Raw genomic sequence first — 24,919 nt, forward strand, 5'->3', positions numbered from 1 at the left:
CAAAAAATATTTGGTTTATACAGGTTAATATTTGTCAAGTGTATGTTTTTTATTAAGATAAATTGAGAAAGCGATTTCCTGTATTTCTGGTAAAACCAGCAGACGCTGTTTCCCAATGATGGGCTGTGGTACAACAAGGCTGACGAGCGGATGACGGGAACTCAGAATGAAAACAATAGCTTTGGTAGCGCACGACGGGAAAAAGGCGGAATTGCTGGAGTGGGTGAAGGTGCATGCGGCCTTTTTCCAGGACAAAGAGCTGGTGGCGACAGGCACCACAGGGCGCTTATTGGGCGAGGTGCTGCAAAAGCCGGTGAAATGCCTGGCCAGCGGTCCACTGGGCGGTGACCAGCAAATTGGCGCTTTAATTGCCGAACAACAAATCGATTGGCTGGTGTTTTTCTGGGATCCATTGTCATCACAGCCGCATGACCCGGACGTCAAAGCGCTGATCCGGCTGGCCGTGGTGTGGAATATTCCGGTGGCCTGTAACAAAGCCACAGCCGACTTTATTGTGCACTCCACCCTGGTAGCGCAGGACTACCAGCGCACTGTGCCGGATTTCTCAGCGCACAATAACAGGCTGTGATGCCAAGGTAAAAAAACCACTAATGCTGTTAATGCCAATCAGATAAACAGTTTTGATGCAAAAAACTGCTTATCTATTCATTAGCTGGTTTCGATGCAGCGGAAAAGGCAAAGCTCACGCAGACACGCCGTGTATATATCCCTATAGGCTCGGCTTTGGCATCCATGCCAAAGACGGTCTGCTTAGTTCTTTGCCTTCCCTCGCTTTGGATAGATTCAGTTACTTCACTGTTTTAGTTCAGAGGCATCCTGATATTGCGCCACAAAAAACAATGCCAGTCAGCTTAACTGACTGGCATGACCACTAATGCTGTGGGGTGTTAATGTGCGAGCAGTCTGTTTCTGTTGCCTGTTCTGGGCTTAGTTCAAAACAGAGATGGGGTGGGTAATCGTCATTACCTACTTCATAGGTTCGCCCAAGCTTGACAATTAACTTATCGTCTTTCTGAATAAACTCTGCAGTGTTGTAGTGGTAGGCATCTTTTAATGTGCGTTTGTTATGCAGTATAAAATGGCCGTCCATCACACGAATCATGGCGCTGGCTCCGGATAATGCTCCCGACATATTATTGGTTTGCACAAAATACAGTTGTGAACCTGAGCGAAAATGTGAATAGACATTCCAGTCTTTCCCTACTGGGCCAAACAGGTAATTCAGAAACATTAACGAGATCAAGGTTTGCGCTAAGTGCATTCTGTTGGGTGATGTTCGTTTCAGGCCAAGATAAAAACAGCCGCCAGCCAACAGCAAGGTCAATAGCGTGCCCGCCAGTGCGCCGGTAATTTCCCATTCAAAATACCAATTGAGCAGGAAACACAGAAAGTAAACCAGGAATGGGATGTACGGGATGAGGTAATTGAAAAATCTCATTTTTTAGCTTTTCCTTAAGCCAGTATGGGTTTAATCGCTGCAAAAACGCTCATAAGCTAGCAACAATGTCAGCTTAATAAAAGCAGGTTGTTCCTATTTTTCTCCGGATGGTATTGAGACGCTGTGGTGCTCTTAACAGCGTCTTTGACTTGCCGTTTCGTGGTCAGAACATCAACCCAGACAGCTGCTTCAGGTAAACAGGCGTGGCCGGGTGCTGGCTGAGTTCGAACAGACAAAAAGCGGTCAGCAATGCGCTGAGCAAGGAGCTCCAAAACCAGGGCTGACCAGGTTTTTCCTCTGGTTCCGTAGACCCCAGATAGCGTGTAATCAGCCAGGCAGATAACAGCGCCAGCACAATAGAACCCGCGAGCAGCAGATAAAACCAGGTGAGATTGGTGCCTTTCAGTTGCCAGGCGACACCGGCCAGAATACCGGGCAGGAAATACACCACAGGAAAGAGGCAACAGGCCAAAATGGACGCCGGAAAATAACGGGCTGGTGCCAGTTGCAGCATACCGGCCAGCAATGGCAACAAAGGCCGGCTGGGGCCGATAAAACGGCCGGCAATAATGGCGACCCAAACGCTTTTATCCAGCATGGCCCGCACTTTATCCAGCTGCTTTTGCTGTTTCGCCAGCCAGGACCAGCCTTCCAGCTGAGGGCGGAAATGCCGGCCTGCCAGATAAGACAAACCGTCACCCAAAATACCTGCGGCGGCACCGACCAGACAGGCTTGCCAGAAGCCAATCTGACCTGACCCAATCAGCAAACCAAAACTGAACATCAACGCGGTGCCGGGCAACAGTAAACCGAGCACAGCCACAGACTCAAAAAACACCAGACCAAACAGGATCAGTAACGCCAGATGTTGGTACTGCTCCAGTAACTGATGTAAATACTGCTCCATTAACGTCTCCTGCTGAGCTCTGAGAGGGGTGGCGGCGTCCAGCGCTGCATCTCAATCAGCCTGGATATGGTGCGTGCAAAGGCAAATTGCAACTGGCTGGCCTGGTATAACTGCTCGACCGGAACTTCGGCGCTGATTAGCAGCAGGCAGCCCCTGTCGTAACACTCATCCACCAGCGCAATAAAACGCCGGGCTTCATTGTCGAGCACAGCGCTTTGGTCAGCCACAGTGTCACGCTGATAGCCATCTTCCGTACCTTGGGTGACAGTTGCCTGAACACTGGCGCGAAAGGCAGGTACGCCACAGAGCAGCACCAGCCGGTAATGGCTGGCCAACGCCATATAATCAAGCTGGCTACGGCCTTCGCCGCACAGGCTGAAGAAGTCAAAGGCGATGGCCTGCTCATTCTGACCAAGGCAAGGCAACCGGCGCTGGTTCAGCAGTAATTCAGTGGGGGCCGACAGCTGGCCTGTGTAAGGCGCCGCCCGTTGCAGCGTGGTTTGAGTGTCGGTGTTCAGCCAATAATACTGCGGCAACGCGGCACCCAACCGGCGGTAATCCTGGCCTGCGTCCAGCTGCAGAATTTGGCAATGCTTTTGCAGTAAATCAATAAAGGGTTCGAAGCGCTCGCGCCTGTGGCCATTCTGGTACAGCTGCTGCGGTGCACAATTGGAGGTCGCCACCAGCATCACACCTGCATCAAACAACGCCTGCCACAGGTTTCCCAGCAGCATAGCGTCTGCAATGTCGGTGACAAAAAACTCGTCGAAACACAGCACCTGATACTGTGCCGCCCAGTCCTGTGCCAGCTGTTGCAAGGGGTTTTTCTGGCCTTGCAGCTTGAATAAGGCTTTGTGCACTGCAGCCATAAAGTGGTGAAAATGCAGCCGGTTTTTCCGCTCGCCGGGAATGGCCTGATAAAACCAATCCATCAGCAGGGTTTTACCACGGCCGACCGGGCCATACAGATACAACCCCTGCATAGGCCTGTGCTGGATCAGTGCCTGCAGCCGCAGTTCCAGCTGAGCCAGCGCCTGCTGCTGGCCAGCATCGGCACGCAGCAGGCCTTGTTGCACCTGCTGCTGATAACGTGCACTGAGCGAGGGGATCAATCGGTCGGACCTGCCGGTACATAACGTTGCAACCAGCCGGTAAATTCCCGGTACCAGAACAGCGAGTTATTCGGCTTTAACACCCAGTGGTTTTCATTGGGGAAATACACCAGCCGGGCATCGATGCCTTTGCCTTTCAGTACACCGTAAATCTCCAGCCCCTGAGTGACCGGCACCCGGTAATCCTGCTCACCGTGCATAATTAACATAGGGGTGACAAATTTGTCGGCAAACATGGCCGGGCTGAATTGCAGCAAGGCCTGCAGGCCATCCCATGGCGCACCGCCATAGGCCGCTACTCGGTGTTCGGTCGAGTCAGAGGCAAACTGGGCCATCAGGTTGTACACCCCGGCGTGGTTGATCAGTGCTTTGTAGCGGTCGGTGTGACCGGCAATCCAGCTGATCAGGTAACCGCCGTAGCTGCCGCCGGCAGCGGCCAGCCGGGTGGCGTCAATAAAGCCACGGGAAATCATGTAGTCCACAGCGGCTTCGCTGTCGGCAAAAGGTTTAGTGGCATGGTCGCCCTGAATGGATTCGGCAAAGGCCTGACCAAAACTGGTCGAGCCGTGGAAATTCGGCTGGATCACCACATAACCGGCCGCTGCAAACACCTGCGGGTTCCAGCGGTAGCCAAAGCTGTCGGCGCTGAAACTGTGCGGGCCGCCGTGCAGCACGTTCAATAGCGGCCATTTTTTCGCCGGGTCAAAGTTGGGTGGGTAGGTCACATAAGCCTGTACTTGCTTACCATCGGCACCGGCAAAGCTGACATCTTCGGTTTTGCCCCAGGCCAGTTTTTGCTGTAGTTCGCCGTTGATACGGGTCAGCTGTTTCAGGGTGCGGCCTTTGTTATCCAGGCTATAGAGTTCGGGCAGCTGATTCAGACTGTGGTGGATAAAGTACAGCCGCTGTCCACCAGCCACGATCAAATCCTGGCTGTCGCCCTGGCGGAAAATTTGCTGCACCTTACCGCCTGCGGCTGGCATGCTGTACAGCGCTGTTTTGGCGCGGTCGGCGGCAGAAAAATACAGCGTCTGGCCGCTTGGGTCTGTCTGCCAGTCCTGTCCAGATAAATCCAGTTGGGCGGTCAGCGGGTCTTTTTTGCCGCTGGCCAGCTCCAGCCGGGTCAGCTGCACATTGTCGGATGAAAAGCTGGTGCTGCGCTGCGCACCGTAATAGAGGTAATTACCGTCCGGACTGAAGTGCGGTTTGCTGTCATCGGCCGGGTTGTCGGCCGTCAGGTTGGTAAACTGGCCTGAACCGTCGGTTTTTAGCAGCAGAATATCCTGATTCAGTTTGTTATAAGGCGCCGGGCTGGTATTGGCGCTAACAGCGATAAAACGGCCGTCTGGCGATAACTCAAATTCAGTGCCGCCATTCAGGCTAAACCAGCGGTCCCAGCCTGGCGTCAGGTCAATAATTTCACCGCTTTGGACATTCAGGCTGAATAAATGCGGGTAGCTATCGTCGGTCAGCCAGTGGTCCCAATACCGATAGACACGGTTTTCCGTGACTCTGGCCGTCACATGCTGTTCTTTTTTCTGCTTCAGCTGCGCTGCTAATGCAGTGAAATCACCATTAAAGCCTTTAGGCACATCAGCGAGGAATAAAATTCGCTGGCCGTCCGGAAACCAAACCGGCTGCTGCACCGCAACAGGTAACTGGGTCAGGTTTTTCGCTTCGCCGCCGGTCAGTGGCATCACAAATAACTGCGGCTTGTCAGCGCCGCGTTTGGATAAAAACGCCAGCTGCTGGCCGTTTGGGCTCCAGATCGGGCTGGTATCAGGGTCCGGATGCGAAGTCAGTGCGTGCAGCTGATTCGAACGCAAATTCAGCAGATAAATATCGGCGTTGCTTTTGTCGGTGGCCAGGTCAAAGCGGGTCAGGGTAAAAGCCAGCTGGCTGCCGTCGGGTGACAGCTCCAGGTTGCCAGGTCTGGCGACCTGCCATAAGTGCTCCGCTGTGATGGGTTCAGCCGCCTGAAGACTGCCCGTCAACAGCAGCGCGGCGCAAAATGCAGAAACTTTCATTGGGGTGTCCCTTTGTTTTGGATTGGCAAAAACTAACACAGCCATGACCGGCTGCAAACCTTCTGCCCGGCCTTTTGCTATGGCTGGCCTGTCAGCTGGGATCAAGTCAGACAAGTTGATGGTTTTCTGCGCTGTTTGCCGCGAATTTAGCCGTCTGAACATCTGCTTATATTAGGTGTTGGTGAAGTTTTGCTTTTGCTGGGTTGCAGCGAATTTCTTGCGCTGAGCGGTCTGCGAGCTGCGTCTAACGGCCCCCTATTGCGGGGCTTCTGAGTTGTAAGCAAAAGAGTCAGGTGGTAAACCGCACGCCGCGCAACAGTGTTTTTGCGCCTTTTTTCTGTAGTACAACAAGCCAAAGTGAACCTATAAATGACAAAAAACATGTTTAGCAAGACGCTGACCGCAGTAGCTGTCATGGCGTCTTTGGGTGCTGCTGCACCGGCATTCGCACAAGATGCATCGCGCGGAACTTTAATTGGCCAGGCTCAGGATCAGAACGGCCAGGTGATCAGTGACGTGGTGATCACCATCGTCAACCTGGAAACAGGCTTAACCCGTACTGTCAACAGTAGCGGCAACGGTGCTTACCGTTTCCCGCTGTTACCACCTGGTGCTTATTCGCTGAAAGCCACCAAGTCTGGTTATGAGGTGGTCGCGGAAGAAAAGTTTGCGGTCTCAGCCGGTGGCAACACCAGTCTGAACCTGACCATGCTGCCGGAAGGCAATGTGGAGTCTATTCAGGTGCGTGGTTCCCGTGTGGCAGCCATTGACACCCGTTCAGCCGAAGCGGAAATTGTGGTCAATGCGGACTTCCTGTCCAAAGTACCAGTGCCACGGGATCTGGCGTCTGTAGCGCTGTTGGCACCGGGCACCACCAAAGGTGACTCTGATTTCGGTAACCTCGCCTCGTTTGGTGGTGCGTCAGTTGGCGAAAACGCCTTTTATGTCAACGGCCTGAACGTGACCAACTTCCGTAATGGTTTGGGTGGTTCTGAACTGCCATTTGAAATGTACGAGTCGTTTGAAGTGAAAACCGGTGGTTATTCTGCCGAGTTTGGCCGTTCCACCGGCGGTGTGGTGAACGCCCGCACCAAATCCGGTTCCAATGAATTTAAATCCGGCGCCAGCGCTTATTTTGAGCCGTCGTCCCTGCGCGCTGAGCGTCCGGACGTGATTCTGAGCGACGCTGCGCAAATCAATGAAAACGGCACGCCCTATTATGTGGTTAACAGCAATCACGACATTGGTGAAAACAACTACAACGCCTGGGCCAGCGGTGCTCTGGTGGAAGACAAGTTGTTCTTCTTCGGTTTAGTCAACTACAAAGACCGCGTCAGCGATTACACCACGGACGATCTGGCCTACGACCGCGATTCAGGTGACGTGTTGTACTCCGCTAAAATTGACTGGTATATCACCCAAAACCATATTCTGGAATTTACCGGCTGGGATAACTCCACTGAGCTGGAAGCCAGCAAATATGCCTACAGCTTCGGCGAAAACAGCCGTGGTGAACACTTTGGTGATTACGTACTGGAAGGCGGCGGTAAGTCCTATGCCGTGCAGTACACCGGCATCCTGACGGATGATTTAACCATCAGCGCTTTATACGGTGTGAATAAAACCTCGTACAGTGAGCTGAACACGGGCAATACAGGTGTGGCGGCCACAGATTTGACCGCAGGTATTCAGTTAACACCTTACGCGCTGTCTACTCCCACCATGCAAAACGACAAACGTGAAGCCATGCGGTTTGACGTGGATTGGTATGTGAATGATGACCACAGCCTGCGTTTTGGTATCGACTATGAAGACATGACGGCCAAAGAGGCGACTGGCCGTGTCGGTGGTGCTTTGTATCAGTACATTGGCTGTGACTCTGCGTTTACCTCGCAGCGTGACCTGATCAATGCCGGTTGTACCCGCGTGCGTTTTAATGAATACAGCAACACGGGTGACTTCCAGACCAAGTCGAATGCGTACTACATTCAGGACACCTGGTCTGTCACCGACCAGTTAACGGCCCGTATTGGTTTGCGTAACGAGCAGTTCCAGAACTTCAATAAAGCTGGCGAGAAATTTATTGATGTGTCAGACCAGTGGGCACCTCGTGTCGGCCTGGTGTATGACCTGACAGGTGAAGGCGAAACCAAAGTATTTGCCAACTATGGCCGTTACTTCCTGCCAGTGGCCACCAACACCAATATCCGCTTAGCCGGTGACGAGCTGTACACCCTGACCACCTACAACCTGTTAGGGGTGAACCCGGATTTTTCGCCCATCGTCGATCTGAATTCGCCTGTTGGTAAAACTGTTTATGCCGACGGCACCTTAAAGAGCACTGGTGAAACAGTAAATGCCGATATCGACCCTATGTATCAGGACGAGTTTATTCTGGGCTTTGAAACCATGCTGGATGACGACTGGTCAGTCGGCGTGAAAGGGACTTACCGTGATCTGAAGAGCTCGCTGGAAGACGTGGCCATTGACTACGGCTTTAACCAGTACCTGGAGCAAGAGTTTGGCTCCAGTTGCACCCTGTGTTCAGGTTTCCACTACTACGTACTGACCAACCCAGGTAAAGACGTGACTATCACCACAGATCCGGACGGTGACGGTGCGCTGCCAAACCAGCAATACACCATTCCGGCTAACCTGCTGGGTTACCCGAAAGCCGAACGTCAGTACGGCGCCATCGACTTTAATGTCAAGCGTGCTTTTGATGATGTCTGGATGTTAGATGCGACCTACACCTGGTCACACAGCTGGGGCAACAACGAAGGTTTCGTCCGTTCAGATAACGGCCAGGACGATGCCGGTGGCACCACCAACTATGACCAGCCAGGTCTGGTCGATGGCGCTTCAGGTAACCTGCCAAATGACCGCCGTCATATGGTGAAAGTACAGGCCTCTTATGCGCTGACGGACGCTTTCTCTTTAGGCACCAACTTCCGCTGGGAATCTGGCCGCCCCCTGAGCTCGTTTGGTTTCCACCCAACCGACGTATTCGCGTCGCAGTATGAAGCGGAATCTTTCGTGCATAACGGTCAGTTGTCGTCCCGTGGTGCTATGGGCAGAACGCCAAGCACCTGGACTTTGGACCTGACCGCGACTTATGCGCTGGATGTATCAGGGACAGACCTGGTCCTGCGTGCGGACGTGTTTAACGTATTCAATAATCTGCGTGCCACTGAGTTTAACGAAGTGAACGAGATTTATGCGGATGAAGACCCGGAGACAGGCCGGTACATTGGCGAAAGCAGCGCCTTGTACGGTTTGCCAACGGCATTCCAGACACCACGTTATGTACGTTTAAGTGCAGAAGTGAAGTTCTGATCCTATAAAAAGTGAAGACAAAGCCGGAGCCTGTTGCTCCGGCTTTTTACGGAGCTTCCTGATGACACAAGCTCAACCTCTTTATCAGACCGACGATTTAATGGCGGCGGTCCGCTCCGGTCGCAGGGCCGAAGCACAGGCCATTCTTGAATATCTGGCCGGTTTGTCTGAGCCACAAAACAAATTGCAGTTGGCCGCTATCGCTATTGGTATAGCTGAACTGACCCTGGCGCTAATGCTGCTGGAGCAGTTCCGCCAGCGTAAACAAATGACGCTGAATGAACTGCTGCAATGCGCCGGTTTATACGCCGAAGCGGGCCAGCCGGAACTGGCTGTGCAGTTGGTGCAACCGCAGGCCGATCAGGGCTTACCTTACCCTGGTATTTACCATTTGCTGGGGACTGTCAAAGCTCAGACTGGCCGCATTCAGGACGCAATCAGCGATTTAAAAAAGGCGCTGAGTTTAAGCCCGCAGTCCGGCATCAGTTGGCTGACGCTGGCAAGCCTGGTGAATTTTGCCAAAGACGAGCAGGCCTTTCGCCGCTTGTCGACGGCTTATCAGCAGCACTTACAGCCAGAACAACCCGAAGCAAGGCATTTTTATTACGCCATGGCCAAAGCCTGGGATGACCGTGGCGACTACCAGCAAGCCTGGCAATGCTACCAGCAAGGCGCGGCATTGGCGGCGGTACAAAGCCGTTATCAGCAGGCGGAACATCAGCAGTTTGTGCAGCAGTTAATGGCGGACAGCCAGTGGCCGCAGCCCAAGCGCCAGCACCGTGTTGTCGCCGAAAAACCACCAGTGGCTATTTTGGGTGTACCGCGCAGTGGCACCACCTTGCTCGGTCAGATGCTGGGGTGCCACAGTGCACTCAATGCCGCCGCTGAACACCCGTCGCTGGCCGTCAGCTGTATGCATTTAAGCCGGACGCAAATCAGTCAGTTTAATCAGTATCTGGCGGCGCATGGCGCACCGGACGCCGCTTTGGAGCATATGGCTGAGTTGTACCTGCGTTTGGCTGGCGAACGCACACCGGGGCAGGGCGCTATGGTCGATAAAGCGCTGAATCTGACCCAGTACTTTGACATTTGGGCCACCTTGTTTCCGCAAGGCAAAGCCATTTATATCCGCCGTGACGAGGCTGAAACGGCCTGGTCCTGTTACAAAACCAATTTCCGCCAGCAGGCAGACTGGAGCTGGCGAGCTGACGACATTGCCAGTTATCTAAGGCTGGAACGGCAATTGATGCAGCATTGGCTGGCCTTGTACCCGGAGCGCATTCTGACGGTGGACTATGCCGATCTGCTAAACGCACCCGAAACCACGTTGCGCCGTATTTGCCAGCATCTGCAACTGCCTTTCGAGCCGGCCATGCTGAGCTTCTACCAGAACCGGGCGCCGGTGCAAACCGCCAGTGTGGGCCAGGTGCATCAACCGCTGTTTACACCACCAGCGCCAGCGGCTGAGCGCTACCCGGAGTTTTTCCGGCAATGGCAAGCGGCATGGCACATGGGGCAGGGACCGGGTGCTTAACCCGGCTTTGCCCGCCCTTGTTGAATCTGACTTCATTCAGCAAGCTGGCGGACGCCGGCAATTGCAGCTGCAGAGTCAGGCGTTCAGTGCTGCTGTGGTGTTGCAGCGGCAAGCCGAGCTGGCTGGCCAGGTTTGATATCAACCCGTATGGGACGGTCAGCACTATTCAGATCACCAAGTCGGTGCCTGAAGCGACCTTTGATCAAGTCAGTCTGACCACATTAGCGCAGTGGCGTTATCAGGCCACGGCAACAGGGGTGAAAGGTGCCACAGTGCAACTGGATTACAGGCTGGATGAAGCACCAGAAACTGAGATGGAGCGGGTGCAGGTGAAACCTGCTGGTGCGTCGCACTCAGATTGCGGCAGCGAACTATACTTAAAACGCTATCACCAGCCTGGGAGGTCGCTATGTTCAGTGCAGCATTCTGGAAAACTTATGTGCAATTGCTGAGTTTTGATGGGTATTTATTGCCTGAGCAACTGCATTTTTATCTGGAAACACCAGAGCAAACAAAGGAAGGCTAAGCCTTCCTTTGTGTTGGCGTGAAGGCATGGATCAATCCAGCTTTCGCCAGACCTCATACTCCACCCTTTTACCCTCTTTCCAGCGTGAGTTGGTCCAGACACCGTTTTCCACTGTGTAGCTAAAGGAAAACTGCGCACCTTTGGCTTCACCAAACGAATTGAGCGCCAGAGTTTCAGTGTACTGACCGGCTTTGGCGCTGTAGCGGCCTGAACCTGCCGCCCAGAATTTGCCGTCACGCATGGAGGTAAAGCTGAAATGCTGGTCCGACAACACTTTTTGAGCTGTCATTTTGACATCCTGATAAGACACCAACTGGCCTTCAGCATCCAGGTATTCCCCTTCCACCAACTGCCAGCTGCCCTTCAGTTCTGTGGCCTGAACCCAGGTCGAAACCAGCAGTACCAGCAACGCAGCGATGTGTTTTTGCCTCATGATCCTGTTCCTCTGTCTGGCTTGTGTGGCCGCTTAACTGGTGGTGCCGAGGTCTTCGCCATTCAGGTACGCCTTGATTTGTGCACCCAGGCCGCTGAAGTAGGTCAGAATACTCTGGCGGACTGGTTCCATTTCTTCGGCTGTGATGTTGTTAAAGTCTTTTGGATCCTCAAAATCACCCAGTTCTTTATGTTTGGCCTGGTAGTGGTTCAGCGCTTCCAGTTTGGGCATCAGCGTCAAATCCACTGGCTGATGGATGGTTTCCACACTGATGGCAAAAGCCGCAGAGCTGAAATACATATCCATACCTAAAAAGCTGCGGGTAAAGAGGCCATAGCCCTGGCTATAAAACTCGCTGCAGCCATAACTGCTGCATTGCAAAAAGGCCAGGGATGGCGTCTCGTAGACACTGATCACCACCTGAATGCCTTCGGCCAGCAGGCGTTGACGCAGCAGTTCAGGTGCCGGGTTGAATTGCCAGTTTTTATTCTGTACGTCGACAAAATCCAGTGGTTGCAGCGACATTTGGTTCCATTGGCTCAGGTCCACCACTTCAAAACGCCCGGGCTGCTCCAGCTGGCTTTTTAAGGTGGTAAAGATGCTGTCCGCCATGTGCCAGTTGTACGCATAGCTGGTGTCGAAGTTATTGAAGATAGTGGTACCGACATGACTGTGTTTGGTACTGTCACCCGCTATCACCAAGACACCAATTTTAGTTTTTGCAGGTAAATTCAGGCTGGGGGTTGGAGGAACATAGGTACTGACACAGGCACTGAGCAGCAGGCTGAATGCCAGAACAATAAACACTTTCATGGGCTGTCCTTAGTTAAAAATCCAGTGGAAACTAAATTGATAAACGCGCTTTTATAGCAGTAAGTTTACTGTTTTTAAACAACTTTGTTGACAAGGCCTCACCCATCCAGGGCCGTCAGGCGGATTTTGGCAGCCAGCGGGCGCAGCTGGCTGAGAGCAGGACAAAAACGGCAGAGCCCCACAGGCAGGCAACCAGGCCATAGTGTTGGAATAAATAACCGGACAACAAGGTGCCGATCAGCCGCCCCATCGCATTGGCCATGTAGTAGAAGCCGACGTCCAGCGACACGCCGTCGGCTTTGGCATAACGCACAATCAGGTAGCTGTGCAGTGACGAATTAATGGCAAAGACGGCACCAAATAACAGCAGGCCTGCGACCAGCAAGGTCTCTGTGGGCCACTGATCCGACTGGACCAATGTCAGTATCAGGGCCAGTGCCACAGGCAGCGCAGCGAGCAAAAAAGCCCAGCCAATCACTGCGCTGCGCTCTGGCATACGGCCGGATTTTTTACCGGTCAGCGCCGGGGCCAGCGTCTGCACTATGCCATAGCCAATCACCCAGCAGGCCATAAAAGTGCCGATACCTTGTTGGCTCCAGCCCAGCTCACTGGCTAAAAACAGCGGCAGCGCTACCGCAAACCACAGATCACGCGCGCCAAACAAAAACAGCCGGGCGGCGGAGAGCGCATTAATGGCCTGGCTTTTCGCCAGTAAATCGCTGAATTTGGGTTTAAAACTGCTTTTGCCGAGCTCTTGTTTAAGCAGCACCAGGCTCAGCAGCCAAACCAGCGCTAAAGCGCCCGTCATCGCGGCTACAGCCCCCTGAAAGCCAAGTTGCGTCAGCAGCAGGCCACCTAAAAAGAAGCCGGCGCCTTTGAGTGCATTCTTTGAGCCGGTCAGCAGTGCCACATAGCGATACAGTGTGCTGTCGGCCCCAGCTGGCACCAGCTGTTTAATTGCGCTTTTGGCGCTCATTTTATTCAGATCTTTGGCAATACCCGACAAGGCCTGAGCGGCCATCACCCAAACGACCGTCAGCCAGTCGGCCGGGACCAGCAGCATGCCAAGCGCCAGCACTTGCAAGGCCAAACCCAGGTTCATGGTTTTATTCAGGCCGATACGGGCACCGAGGTAACCGCCAACTAAGTTAGTGACCACACCGCAGAGTTCATACAGCAAAAACAACGACGCCAGCTGCAGTGGGCTGTATCCCAGCTGGTAAAAGTGCAACAACACCAGCATACGCAAAGCGCCGTCGGTCAGGGTAAAAGCCCAGTAGTTGCCGGTCACCAGCAGGTACTGCTTCAGTGCTGCACTCATTGTTTAACCTGCCTGATCGGCCAGGCCGACCAACAACGCCAGCTCGACAGTGCGGTTGGCGTAACCCCATTCATTGTCGTACCAGGCGTACAGCTTCAACTGAGTGCCGTTCACGACCATGGTGGACAGTGCATCAATGACGCTGGAGCGTGGGTCGGTTTTGTAATCGACCGACACCAAAGGCCGCTCTTCATAACCCAAAATGCCCTTGAGCTCGCCTTCAGCGGCGGCTTTAAGCAGGGCATTCACTTCGTCCACTGTGGTGGCTCGTTGCAGCTCAAACACGCAGTCCGTCAGCGACGCATTGGCCAGCGGCACCCGTACCGCATGGCCATTTAAGCGGCCTTTCAGTTCCGGGAATATTTCAGTAATGGCGGTGGCTGAGCCCGTGGTGGTGGGGATCAGGCTGGAACCCGACGCGCGGGCGCGGCGTAAGTCTTTATGGGGTGTATCCAGAATCGACTGGGTATTGGTTAAATCGTGAATAGTGGTGATGGAGCCGTGTTGAATGCCCAGCTGTTGGTGGATCACTTTCACCACAGGCGCCAGGCAGTTGGTGGTGCAGCTGGCGGCCGTGACAATGCGGTGCTGCGCTTTGTTATACAGCTGATGGTTGACACCCATTACCACGTTCAACACGCCAGGTTCTTTGACTGGCGCACTGACCACTACCCGTTTCACGCCCTGGTCCAGGTAGGCCTGCAGCAGGGCTGTGGTTTTCATTTTGCCACTGGCGTCTATCACCAGATCACAGCCTGACCAGTCGGTGTCGGCAATCTGCTTGTTCTGGCTGAAAGCGATACGCTGCGAACCCACACTGATACTCTGGCCCTCTGCGCTGGCTTCATGCAGCCAGCGGCCATGCACTGAATCGAAATTCAGCAAATGGGCAAAGGTGGCGGCGTCACCGGCCGGGTCATTGATTTGCACAAACTCAAATTCTGGCCAGTCAAAGGCGGCCCGCAAGGCCAGCCGGCCGATACGACCAAAGCCATTGATACCAATTTTAATAGTGTTCATCCGATATCCTCGCAGTTAACAGCAGCGTTGTTGGCGGGCCGGGCGGTCGCCCATAGCGCATAAATTGTCGGTCAAAGGGGCCAGCAGCTGCGGATTGGCAGTTGCGGTTTGTTGCAGGCATTGCCTGGCCCAGTCGGGCAAGTCTGGGTTGATGCGGTAATACACCCATAACCCTTGTTTGCGGTCGAGCAGAATGCCATCACGCCGCAACTGCGCCAAATGCCGGGAAATTTTTGGTTGTATTTCGCCTAAAGCCGCCACCAGCTCGCAAACGCAAAGCTCTTGCTCCTGCTGGATCAGCAACAAAGACTGCAAGCGGGTCGGGTCGGACAAGGCTTTAAAAAACAGCAAAGGGTCCAGATTGGCGGTGTGAATGGTCATTGCAACTTTATATACGGCTAAGCATATATGTATCTTATATATGTTTAACCGTATATGAAAGTGCTTTTTGGTCGGGCGGAGCGCTAGTGACTGAGAAAATCACTCAACAATTGGCTGACCGACTGGATATTGCTTAAGCCGTCGTAATGGCCATTGCTGATGCCATCTTTCGCGCCAATTTCCTGATAGCGGCTGCCGGGCAGTTGTTGTTGACTGGCCTGGGCCATGGCCGGGGTCAGCAGTAAATCGCCAGTGGCCGGTAACCACAAGGTTTTGGCTTTCACCTGTGTTAATGCCTGTGGCCAGTGGTCGCCCATACCGGCGCGCCAGAGTTGGGAGGCCCGTACCAGATAGAGCAGCGAATTGGCATCCATCTGCGCAGAGCGGGCTTTGGCGTTTGCCATTAACTGCGCAAAGGCGGGCAATTCGGCCTGAATACTCTGGTGGATAGCGCTGTCCAGTGCCGGCGCCGGGTAGCTTTGGTTAAAACCTTGTGGGTGCAAAGCGTCCTGAATCACATAAGCCAGCGCCTGCGCCAGTCCTGCCGGTTGTTGGTTCAGTGGGTAATTGCCCTGCTGCCAGGATGGGTCCTGTTTTATCGGTTGCGCCCAGCGTTCCAGCCGCACTGCGCTGTAGCTGTCGATATAGGCACTGCCTATCACAGGCACCAAACGCTGCACCCGCTCCGGGTATCGCACCGCCCATTCAATGGCCTGGAAGGAGCCCATAGACGGGCCTATCACCGCATGCAACTTGCGGATCCCAAGCTTGTCCAGCAAGGCTCGTTGCACCTCAACAAAATCGGTAATGGTCACTACCGGAAAACTCAGGCCATAGGGCTGGCCTGTGGCCGGGTTGATGCTGGCCGGGCCCGTGGTGATCACGTCGGGCGAAAAGGCATTGATATTGGCCAAAGAGTCGACACTCAGCACGTAAAATTTATTGGTATCAATGGCTTTGCCCGGCCCTATAATGGCGTCCCAATAACCTGGTGCCGCGTCTGTGCTGCGGTATTTACCGGCGGCGTGTGAGCTGCCGGAAAAATAATGGGTGATCAGAATGGCATTGGATTTATCGGCATTCAGTGTGCCATAGGCTTCCCAGCCCACTTTTACCTGTTTGAGCTGCACCCCACTCTGGGTGCTGAATTCGGCCAAATCAAACTGTTGTTTTTGCACCAGCGGCAGCTCTGCAGCGGCCACCATCAAGCTCAGAGCCCCACCAAACAACCCAAGCAACCACTTCATCAGAACCCCCACTGGAATAACAGAATGGCCAGTATAGTGCCCAGCAGCGGCACCACAACAGTCACCGCCGCCACAGGCCAATAGGCATTTTGGTGCGATTCACCACAAATGGCACGAATGGTGGTGACTACATAGCCGTTGTGGGGTAAGGAATCGAGGGCTCCGGACGAAATGGCCACCACCCGGTGCAATTGTTCGGCGTCCACGCCGCGTTCCAGATAGACAGGGGCAATTTCCGGCAGGGCAATGGCCTGGCCGCCGGAAGCGGAGCCGGTTAAACCGGCAATGGCGCTGACCGCCACGGCGGCACCCACCAGCTCAGGCCCGGGCAGGTGTGTCATGGTTTGCACCACGGCGGCAAAGGCAGGTGTTAACTTGGCGACAGAACCAAAACCCACTACTGCAGCGGTATTGCCAATGGCCAGTAAAGCACCTGTGGCTCCCTGATCTAAGGCCGCCCCCAGGTTTTTCAGAAACTTCCGGTTCAGTAGATACAAGCTCAGCACACCGCCGGTCAGCGCCACAATCAATGCGGCCTGTTGCATGCTGTCGTGCAGCAGGTAGGACAGCACCAACACCACCAGCAGCGGCACTATACCCATCACGGGGTGGGGCAGCGCTTTGTCGCCTGCCAGCGGGTCGGCAGCGCGGCTTTCAAAGACTTCGCCTTTGGCCTGAGCGCTGCGGATCATCTTCATCAGCCAGCTGTAGCCCAGCACGCCCATAAAAAGCGCCACCACCAGACTGACTTCCCAGCCGGCATAGGGGCTGGTTTTTAAGTACTGAATAGGGATCCAGTTTTGAATTTCCGGCGAACCGGCTGACGTCATGGTAAAGGTGACCGAACCCAGGCCCAGCGCGGCCGGAATAAAACGCCGGGGCAGGTTGGCATCTTTAAATAAGCTGACCGCCATAGGGTAAGCAGAAAAGGCCACCACAAAAATACTGACACCGCCGTAAGTCAGTACTGCACAGGCCAGCACCACGGCCAATACAGCCCGTTGCTTGCCAAGTTTGCGCACAATGGCCAGCGCCACCGCGTCGGCTGCACCTGTGTGCTCCATCAGTTTGCCAAACAAGGCCCCCAGTAAAAACATTAAAAACCAGCTGGAGACAAAGCCGGAGAAACCGGCCATGTAGCCCTGCACAAAATTAGCCGGGTTGTCGGCCAGCCAGAAGGGCACACCGTTCAGCACCGCCACCAGCAAGGCGCACAAAGGCGCCAGAATAAACAGGTTGACCCCACGCATGGTTAACCAGATCAGCAGCAGTAACCCCAGTACTAAACCGAACAGACTCAACATAAAACGGCCCTTGTTGTGTTTTGCTTTAGTCTGGGGCAAGGCTGCAGGCCCCACCATAGTACTAAGGTACAGACAGGTGCAGGTTTTTTGCTATAAACCTTTAATATTCATTGGTTTATATGTAGTCTTTGCCCGGCATAGTACTAAGGTACAGCTTAACTTTCCGCCAACAGCGCCTAGAGTGGAGTGGAAAATCAGCAGGAGAAGGCATATGGCCAATAACTACAAAAATAGCATGACAAGGTTTCAGCTCAGCACACTGGCATTGCTGGTAGGCTCAGCATTCATGACAGCTCCGGTGTGGGCGGAAGAGCAAGCGGCGGAACAGGTAAAAGAGGATGAAGTGGCACTGGAAGTGATTCAGGTGACTGCCCGTAAAACCGCAGAAAACCTGCAAAATGTGCCAGTGGCTGTGACCTCTATTGGCGCGACTGACATTGCAGAACGTGGCCTGAGCAGCGTGATAGAAGTGGCGCAGTATTCGCCCAATACCACACTGCAGCAGAGCCGTGGTACCAACTCCACTCTGACTGCTTTTATTCGTGGTGTGGGCCAGGAAGATCCGCTTTGGGGGTACGAGCCAGGTGTGGGTATTTATATTGATGATGTGTATGTAGCTCGGCCTCAGGGGGCTGTACTGGACATTCTGAATATTGAACGTATTGAAGTACTGCGTGGCCCGCAGGGCACCCTGTACGGCAAAAACACCATAGGTGGTGCGGTCAAATATGTGACCAAACCCATGTCGGGAGACACTGAATTTGATGCTAACTTAGCGGTGGGCAGCTACAACCAACGGGACGGTAAACTGACTGGCCAGATCCCGCTGGTGGACAACAAACTGTACCTGGGTTTTGGTTATGCCAACTTACAACGTGACGGTTATGGGGAGTACCTGACGTCTGCATTGCCAGGGCAGGACAACGAAAACTACAACAAAGACTTGCAGGCCTTTCGTGCCACGCTGGAATTCCGCCCCTCTGACGATTGGTTTATGCGGCTGAATTATGACAAAACCAATGACAAGTCCAACTCCAAGGGCGGCTACCGTTTGCTGCCAAGTTTACTGACAGACGCACCTGTGCCGGACAGTGTGTACGATTCTTACACCAGCCTGCCCACCTGGAACAAAGTAGAAACTGAAGGCCTCAGCCTGACCCTGGATTGGAACATCAATGACGAGTTTACCTTTAAATCAGTGACGTCCCAGCGTGAAAACTATTCACCGACCAATATTGATTTTGACAACACCTCGGTGATTATTTTTGACGTGCCCGCCATTTATGACGACGAGCAGTTCACTCAGGAATTCCAGCTGAATTACAACAGCGACAACCTGACGTTGGTGTCTGGCCTGTACTACTACACGGCCGATTCCTGTGGTGTGTTTGACGCTATTCTGGGCGTATTGGGCCAGTCGTTGGGCGCTCCGGGGTTAACCCGTGAAGTAGGCGGTTGCAGCAACAGCGACAGCATTGCCGCTTACAGCCAGGGCTCGTACAAACTGAATGAGCAATGGTCTGTGACCGCAGGCTTGCGGTACACCAAAGACGACAAAGAAGCACTGGTGCGTAATGGCCTGATTTTCGCCAATGTGTACCCGGAGTCGGGCTGGGTGCCAGGTTATGTGCGGCCTGACGGCCTCACCACACCTGTAGTGCTGGACGACGAAGAAAGCTGGTCTAAAGTGACGCCCAAACTGGGCGTGGAATACCAGCACAGTGACGACACCATGTTCTTCGCCAGTTACAGCCAGGGCTTTAAGTCCGGTACCTTTAACCCTCGGGCCACCACAGCTGAACCTGCGGCAGACCCGGAAGATGTGGATTCATTTGAACTGGGTGTGAAGACCGACTGGAGCCGCACCCTGCGCGTGAATGCCACTTTATTTATGCTGGACCATAAGGACCGCCAGTACATTTCGGTGATCCCAGACCCAACGGATGCCTCTGTGCTGAACCAGCGTTTAGGCAACGTCGGCCGTTCTGAAGCCACAGGCGCCGAGCTGGAACTGACCTGGGCCGCCGCCAGAGGGCTGGATATTTATGCCAACCTGGGCCTGATTGACGCCAGCTTTGAAGAGGCCATCAGCTACACACCAGCAGGCGACCCAATAGATATTTCAGACCGGTTCTCGGTGACCAACACACCAGAAACCACCGCCAACATAGGTTTTACTTACACCAATGAAACCAGCTTTGGCGACATGGTCTGGACCGGCAGTTATGGCTACCGCAGCAAGTATTCACTGACTGAGCTGGACAACCTGCTGGTGCAGGACGGCTACGGCATGCTGAATATGGGCGTCACCTGGTACAGCCAGGACGGCCACTGGACTGTGGGCCTGCATGGCAAAAACCTGACCGATGAAGAATACCTGGTGGGCAACTACGCCTTTGTGACGCCGGATGCCACGCAGCCAAGCGGCTACCGCCCTGGCCTGGGTGGTGACAACACGCTGATTGGTTACTATGGCGCACCCCGCACCGTCACCCTGAACGTCGGCTACCGCTTCTAAACCTCTGCCTTCCCTGGTTTAAACCCGGCCCAGCGCCGGGTTTTTTTATCTGTGGGGCAAGTGTTGGTGAAGCACAGCGTCCGAATGCTTTATTCAGCGCTTCCCCGCTTATGTCTGCAGCACCAAATACATTTTTTTCAAAGCCTGTAGCAATAATTTCATACCATTTTCAGCCTGCCTGAGGTTAGCAAAACAATCAGCAGGCCAAATGGCGGTGGGGAATCGAAGTTAGAAATCTATAGTTCCTAAAAAAAGCCTTACCGCATTGCCATTCACAGCACGTTCTTTTAGGCTGAAGCTCTTTTGTTGGCCCACTTTGCCAAGGATTTGCGTTGTCGGAGCATGAGCACAACCCCTACTATCAGGTGGCGGAACATTTTGTTCATCAGTATGAAAGCCTGAACCCTGAGAAACTGCATCAGCAATGGTTACATTTGTTGCCCCAAAAAGGGGGGCTGCTCGATGTGGGTGCTGGATCTGGCCGCGATGCAGCTTTTTTTGCTCAACGAGGCCTGAGTGTCGTTGCTGTCGAGCCAGCGAAACCAATGCGGGATCTGGCGTGTGAACTGCATAAGCAGCACTGCATTCACTGGGTAGACGACAGCTTACCCGAACTGAAACAGGTGTTTGCTTTACAGATAAAGTTTGACCTTATTTTATTAAGTGCCGTCTGGATGCATATTGCGCCAGGCTTGAGGGAGCGGGCTTTTCGCAAACTCAGCCAACTGCTGAACCCAGGTGGGCATCTAGTGATCACGTTGCGCCATGGTGAATTTACCGATGGCCGGATTGGTTATGCAGTTTCAGCCGATGAGATCAGGACACTGTCAATGCATACTGGCTTGCAGTTGGTGCTGAGAACAGCCCCTGAGGAGTCTCAAGCTGATCTGTTGGATCGAAGTCATGTGAAATGGGAAACAATAGTGCTTGCAAGGATGATGACCCATGAATGATGCACCGCTGGAGTATTACGTCGGTAAATTTCAGAATCTAAACACCATGCGTCTGGCGGGCCATAACAAACCGCATAAGGTTTGTATGTTGCTGGCTGTGATGGATTTGATTGGTTCAGGCGTCATCACAGAAAACAAAATTGAATTTACCGATCAACTGCGCCAAAGCTTCAGCAAACACTTTGAACGCCTTCGGGCCGGTGACGATCAGGACAGTCCGGAAAATCCGTTTTTTTACTTAACCTCAGAAGGCTTTTGGTTTTTGCAGGCCAGGCCTGGATACGAACAGGTCAAATTGGACAGGTACAGCAAAAGTAAAGTTGCTTATGCATACCTCGACAGCGACCTGTTTAGTTATATGAAAAGTCCTATTGTAAGCCCAGATCTGCGCTACGCGCTGACACAGAACCTGACCAATCTGCCTGAGCTGTATCTGCGTTGGGCTAAAGCCTGGGGCCTGACTGAACAGACTGCTCATCAGTACTTACAACTGATTCAGCACAGTCTCAGCGCTATGGCACAGCAGGCTGGTTTGGCAAGCAGATCTTTGACTGAACTTGGTTCCTGGCACCATTACCACAAAATGGTAACGCCACTGCGTGAGCTAAAGGAGTTTAAAGTCGCAGACTACCAACACAGCCAGTTCTTAAGTCGTGCTCTGGACTCCTACAGCGATTTTCTGGCTGAGCTGGCTCAGGTTGATATGACTCAGGACATTGATGACATTTTGCACAGGCCAGGTCTTATTCAAACGGAAAAGTTAGCGCTTATCAAAGCCAGAATGGGGCAAGGGGTGTTCAGACAACAAGTGCTGTCACGTTGGAATGGTTGTGCGGTAACTGGTTATCAGACTCCGGCAGTGCTGGTTGCGTCCCATATCAAACCCTGGCGGCACGCTAACGATGTTGAAAGGCTTGATCCAAATAATGGCTTGATGTTGGTACCTAACCTGGATAAAGCCTTTGATAAAGGTTTTATTTCTTTTGATGAACAGGGAGCCATTTTAATCTCCTCTAAGCTTGAACGACCTGAAGTGCTGGGTATTAGCCCAACGCTGCGGCTTCAGCAGAGCCTGACAGCGCAACAGGATTATCTTGCCCATCATCGTTCTCTATTCTTTTCCAATAGCGAGTAGTCAATAGCTGCTCAATACCTCAGGACTGATCTGATTTTGCTGAAACTGAAAAGGTCACGCTGGTTCACGGCTAGTGTGCCAACTACAGAAAAAGAAAGCTATTTCTACTACTTTGGTACAGCCTGTTGCGGGGTGCGGTTTTGTAGCGGCTGGTGTATGGTGGCTGTGTTGCTGTTGTCTGGGGGCGGGAAATAAAACCATGAGTCAAATTGCCATTATTGCGGATGATCATCCGTTGTTCCGGGTGGCGCTGGTGCAGGCGCTTCAGCAAATTCTCGGGCCTGATGTGCAGTTGGTGCAGGCCAATAGCATGGCGCAGCTGTGGCAATTGCTGGCGCAGCACCCAACCACAGCGCTGGTGTTTCTGGATTTAAAGCTGCCGGACGCCGAAGGCTTTGCCGGTTTAACGGCGCTGCGCACCGAATACCCCGACATTAATGTGTTGATGGTGTCGGCCATTGAAGATCCGGCCGTGATCAAACAGTCGCTGCAGTTGGGGGCTTTGGCATACATCCCTAAATCGGCGCCGCTGGATATTCTGGGCGAAGCCGTCAGCGCTGTGCTGGCCGGTGACAGTTGGGTGCCGCAGGAGCTGATTGATGAGGTGAACCAGGCGCAGGATCTGATCGATCAGGAATTCGCCCGCCGGCTGGAGCAACTGACGCCGCAGCAATTCCGGGTGTTAAAAATGATTGCCGACGGCCTGCTGAATAAACAGATCGCCTTTGAAATGCAGGTGCAGGAAACCACAGTGAAACAGCATGTGTCGGCTATTTTGCGCAAACTGAATGTGAATAACCGCACTCTGGCCGGTATTTTATTTGAGAAGTTAAAGCTGCCCGAGCAGTTCTGAATGGCTTAAATTTTCCCTTGTGGTTCGAATTGTGTCGGCTAGTCTTATGGTAAGTTATTGTTAATCAGGCAAAATTTACCTAAATAAGGCTGTTCACCGATGAATAAACTTAGTCTTAAAGCACTGTTTACCGGCTTTAACTTGCTTGCAATGTTTTTGCTACTTCTCATATCCACTCTGGTATCGGTTGGTCAGTACTCAGGGCTGTATTACCGCAATACAGAAAAGGTCACCCTACCCAATAGTCTGGGACGGATCAGTGAGCAAATCCGCGCTGAACTGATGCTGCCTATCACCTTGTCCAAAGCGTTGGCACAAAATACGCTGGTGCAGCAATGGATGCGGGATGGTGAAACCTCGGCAGCGAACCACCAGCATGTGATGGAGTACTTCAAACAGACTCAGCAACAGTCCGGCGCGGCGGCGTTGTTTTGGGTATCAGCAGCAAGCAATTCCTATTACACCCATCAGGGCTTTTTTAAAAATGTGTCCAGGGATAACACCAGAGACAGCTGGTTTTATCAGGCGCTGGACAACGAAACTCCACTGGAACTTGCCATTGACCCGGATGAAAAAACCGGAGAGCTGACCATGTTTGTGAATGTGCTGGTGCAGCTGGATGGCAAAGCGGCTGCTGTGGCGGGCTTGGGCTATAACGTTTCGGCTATCTCCAGGCTGGTCAGCAGCCGCAAGATTGGTCGCGATGGTTATGTGTTTCTGGTGAATCAAGCCGGGTTGGTTACGGCGCATCCGGAGTTGAAAATGACCAACCAAAAACTGGCAGAACTCAGTCAATACAAAGACGTGAGTGCGACCATTCTGGCGCACAAGGGCGGCTTTTCGGTCAGTACAGTGCAGTTAAATGGAGAGGAAATTTACCTCGGTATTCAGGAAGTACGCGACACAGGTATGCAGTTGGTGGCGATATTACCGACTTCAGAAGTGTCGGCGGATATTAATCAGGTCACCATGATTACCGTCGCGCTGAGCTTGCTGCTTATCCTGGTGGCTGCACTAATCAGTGTATGGTTCGCCCGCAGAGTCAGCCAGCAGTTAAACCAGGTGGGTGATGAGCTGTTGCTGATGGCCGCCGATGGGGGGGATTTAACCAAACGCCTGGATGACAGCACGGCCAATGAGCTTGGCCATCTGGCGAAAGGCTTCAATGCTATTTTGCATAAAACGGCTGAATTAGTTCGCCAGATTAAACAAACTGAGCATCAGCTGCAGCAGGGGATCAGCCAGGTAGCCTCACTGGCTACTGCAACCTTTGCCGCAACTGAAGCTCAGCGCGCACAAACTGACCAGGTGGCTACCGCTATCACTGAAATGGGGCAGACCATTTCAGATGTGTCCTCTGTCGCGCATAGCACAGCTTCAGACACTGAGTTGGCTGTGCAGGATACTCATCAGACCAACAACAATATGCAGCAAACATCCAAGGCAATGTTGCAGTTGAATGAGGTTATGCAGCAGATTAATCAAACCATTACCGATTTTGCTGAACAGGCATCTGCCATCAATTCCATAGTCGAAGTCATTAACGCTATCTCTGAGCAGACCAACTTGTTGGCATTAAATGCGGCCATTGAAGCGGCCAGGGCAGGCGAACAAGGACGGGGCTTTGCTGTTGTTGCTGACGAAGTGCGTAACCTGGCACGGCGCACACAAACCTCGACTTCGGAGATCCGTGAGCAGATTTCCGCCCTGCAGCAAACCGCTGAACGTTCGCAGCAGGCTATCCGGCAAGGTACCCAAAGCAGTAGCGAGGTGATGAGGAATACCGACGCTGCGGTACTGGCGTTGCAGGCAATACTGCAGAAATTTGATCAGATCACCGGCAGTAATCATCAGGTGGCCGCCGCCACCGAAGAGCAAGGCGCCGTGGTGGATCATATTAACCAGTCTGCACATCTGATAGCCGACAGTGCAACAGACATTTATCACAATGCTGAACAGCAGCAGACTGAAATTCGCAGACTGCAGCAACTTGCTCAGCAGTTGGGCACCTTAGTGCAACAGTTTAAAACTGGAGACTAG

At 53.1% G+C, this 24,919-nt stretch carries 20 protein-coding genes; 9 read left to right on the plus strand and 11 right to left on the minus strand.

Annotation, left to right across the window (positions count from 1 at the left end; translation table 11 throughout):
• Positions 1 to 166: 166 nt before the first annotated feature.
• A complete protein-coding gene (locus tag WKJ03_RS14095; protein WP_337842861.1) occupies positions 167 to 589 on the plus strand; it encodes a methylglyoxal synthase in 423 nt (140 codons plus the stop codon).
• Between the two features lie 303 nt (positions 590 to 892).
• On the opposite strand, the gene WKJ03_RS14100 is transcribed toward WKJ03_RS14095, so the two are convergent.
• The 4 genes from WKJ03_RS14100 to WKJ03_RS14115 form a co-directional block, all read right to left on the minus strand.
• The gene (locus tag WKJ03_RS14100) at positions 893 to 1,459 is read right to left on the minus strand and encodes a hypothetical protein (RefSeq protein ID WP_337842862.1); all 567 of its coding nucleotides are present in this window, start codon (positions 1,457 to 1,459) and stop codon (positions 893 to 895) included.
• Between the two features lie 163 nt (positions 1,460 to 1,622).
• Positions 1,623 to 2,366 (minus strand): DedA family protein, encoded by a 744-nt coding sequence (locus tag WKJ03_RS14105; protein ID WP_337842863.1) that lies wholly within the window; start codon positions 2,364 to 2,366, stop codon positions 1,623 to 1,625.
• Positions 2,366 to 3,478, minus strand: coding sequence for a cell division protein ZapE (gene zapE / locus WKJ03_RS14110; protein ID WP_337842864.1), 1,113 nt, complete (start codon positions 3,476 to 3,478; stop codon positions 2,366 to 2,368). Before zapE ends, WKJ03_RS14105 begins: the two co-directional genes overlap by 1 nt.
• Positions 3,475 to 5,505 (minus strand): S9 family peptidase, encoded by a 2,031-nt coding sequence (locus WKJ03_RS14115; protein ID WP_337842865.1) that lies wholly within the window; start codon positions 5,503 to 5,505, stop codon positions 3,475 to 3,477. The genes zapE and WKJ03_RS14115 overlap by 4 nt, the downstream gene beginning before the upstream one ends.
• Positions 5,506 to 5,886: 381 nt before the next feature.
• On the opposite strand from WKJ03_RS14115, the gene WKJ03_RS14120 reads away from it, so the two are divergent.
• The 3 genes from WKJ03_RS14120 to WKJ03_RS14130 all read left to right on the plus strand — a co-directional run bounded on the left by WKJ03_RS14120 (position 5,887) and on the right by WKJ03_RS14130 (position 10,827).
• The gene (locus WKJ03_RS14120) at positions 5,887 to 8,841 is read left to right on the plus strand and encodes a TonB-dependent receptor (protein ID WP_337842866.1); all 2,955 of its coding nucleotides are present in this window, start codon (positions 5,887 to 5,889) and stop codon (positions 8,839 to 8,841) included.
• A 61-nt stretch (positions 8,842 to 8,902) separates the two neighbouring features.
• Positions 8,903 to 10,375: a sulfotransferase gene (locus tag WKJ03_RS14125; protein WP_337842867.1), complete on the plus strand. Its 1,473-nt coding sequence runs from the start codon at positions 8,903 to 8,905 to the stop codon at positions 10,373 to 10,375.
• Positions 10,376 to 10,392: 17 nt separating this feature from the next.
• Positions 10,393 to 10,827 carry an energy transducer TonB gene (locus WKJ03_RS14130; protein ID WP_337842868.1) on the plus strand — a complete coding sequence of 145 codons (435 nt, stop codon included), beginning with the start codon at positions 10,393 to 10,395 and terminating at the stop codon, positions 10,825 to 10,827.
• Between the two features lie 105 nt (positions 10,828 to 10,932).
• Here WKJ03_RS14130 and WKJ03_RS14135 read toward each other — a convergent pair whose 3' ends face one another.
• From WKJ03_RS14135 to WKJ03_RS14165, 7 genes are all read right to left on the minus strand, one after another.
• Positions 10,933 to 11,334 carry a hypothetical protein gene (locus WKJ03_RS14135; RefSeq protein WP_337842869.1) on the minus strand — a complete coding sequence of 134 codons (402 nt, stop codon included), beginning with the start codon at positions 11,332 to 11,334 and terminating at the stop codon, positions 10,933 to 10,935.
• Positions 11,335 to 11,367: 33 nt separating this feature from the next.
• Positions 11,368 to 12,147: a hypothetical protein gene (locus tag WKJ03_RS14140; RefSeq protein WP_337842870.1), complete on the minus strand. Its 780-nt coding sequence runs from the start codon at positions 12,145 to 12,147 to the stop codon at positions 11,368 to 11,370.
• A gap of 115 nt (positions 12,148 to 12,262) precedes the next feature.
• Complete coding sequence (gene arsJ / locus WKJ03_RS14145) at positions 12,263 to 13,468, minus strand: organoarsenical effux MFS transporter ArsJ (RefSeq protein WP_337842871.1); 1,206 nt, start codon at positions 13,466 to 13,468, stop codon at positions 12,263 to 12,265.
• Between the two features lie 3 nt (positions 13,469 to 13,471).
• Positions 13,472 to 14,488 carry an ArsJ-associated glyceraldehyde-3-phosphate dehydrogenase gene (locus WKJ03_RS14150; RefSeq protein ID WP_337842872.1) on the minus strand — a complete coding sequence of 339 codons (1,017 nt, stop codon included), beginning with the start codon at positions 14,486 to 14,488 and terminating at the stop codon, positions 13,472 to 13,474.
• 15 nt (positions 14,489 to 14,503) lie between these two features.
• Complete coding sequence (locus WKJ03_RS14155; protein WP_337842873.1) at positions 14,504 to 14,869, minus strand: metalloregulator ArsR/SmtB family transcription factor; 366 nt, start codon at positions 14,867 to 14,869, stop codon at positions 14,504 to 14,506.
• Positions 14,870 to 14,952: 83 nt separating this feature from the next.
• Entirely contained in the window at positions 14,953 to 16,116 is a 1,164-nt protein-coding gene (locus WKJ03_RS14160; RefSeq protein ID WP_337842874.1) for a homoserine O-acetyltransferase, read from the minus strand.
• Positions 16,116 to 17,420 carry a GntP family permease gene (locus WKJ03_RS14165; protein WP_337842875.1) on the minus strand — a complete coding sequence of 435 codons (1,305 nt, stop codon included), beginning with the start codon at positions 17,418 to 17,420 and terminating at the stop codon, positions 16,116 to 16,118. The genes WKJ03_RS14160 and WKJ03_RS14165 overlap by 1 nt, the downstream gene beginning before the upstream one ends.
• 211 nt (positions 17,421 to 17,631) lie before the next feature.
• Between WKJ03_RS14165 and WKJ03_RS14170 the strand changes: the two genes are divergently transcribed.
• The 5 genes from WKJ03_RS14170 (at position 17,632) to WKJ03_RS14190 (ending at position 24,919) form a co-directional block, all read left to right on the plus strand.
• The gene (locus WKJ03_RS14170) at positions 17,632 to 19,938 is read left to right on the plus strand and encodes a TonB-dependent receptor (protein ID WP_337842876.1); all 2,307 of its coding nucleotides are present in this window, start codon (positions 17,632 to 17,634) and stop codon (positions 19,936 to 19,938) included.
• A 332-nt stretch (positions 19,939 to 20,270) separates the two neighbouring features.
• The gene (locus tag WKJ03_RS14175; protein WP_337842877.1) at positions 20,271 to 20,891 is read left to right on the plus strand and encodes a class I SAM-dependent methyltransferase; all 621 of its coding nucleotides are present in this window, start codon (positions 20,271 to 20,273) and stop codon (positions 20,889 to 20,891) included.
• Positions 20,884 to 22,026, plus strand: coding sequence for an HNH endonuclease (locus tag WKJ03_RS14180; RefSeq protein ID WP_337842878.1), 1,143 nt, complete (start codon positions 20,884 to 20,886; stop codon positions 22,024 to 22,026). The genes WKJ03_RS14175 and WKJ03_RS14180 overlap by 8 nt, the downstream gene beginning before the upstream one ends.
• A gap of 199 nt (positions 22,027 to 22,225) precedes the next feature.
• Complete coding sequence (locus WKJ03_RS14185) at positions 22,226 to 22,879, plus strand: response regulator transcription factor (protein WP_337842879.1); 654 nt, start codon at positions 22,226 to 22,228, stop codon at positions 22,877 to 22,879.
• A gap of 150 nt (positions 22,880 to 23,029) precedes the next feature.
• The gene (locus WKJ03_RS14190) at positions 23,030 to 24,919 is read left to right on the plus strand and encodes a methyl-accepting chemotaxis protein (protein ID WP_337842955.1); all 1,890 of its coding nucleotides are present in this window, start codon (positions 23,030 to 23,032) and stop codon (positions 24,917 to 24,919) included.

It is taken from the genome of Rheinheimera sp., from assembly GCF_037442525.1.
GTDB lineage: Bacteria > Pseudomonadota > Gammaproteobacteria > Enterobacterales > Alteromonadaceae > Pararheinheimera.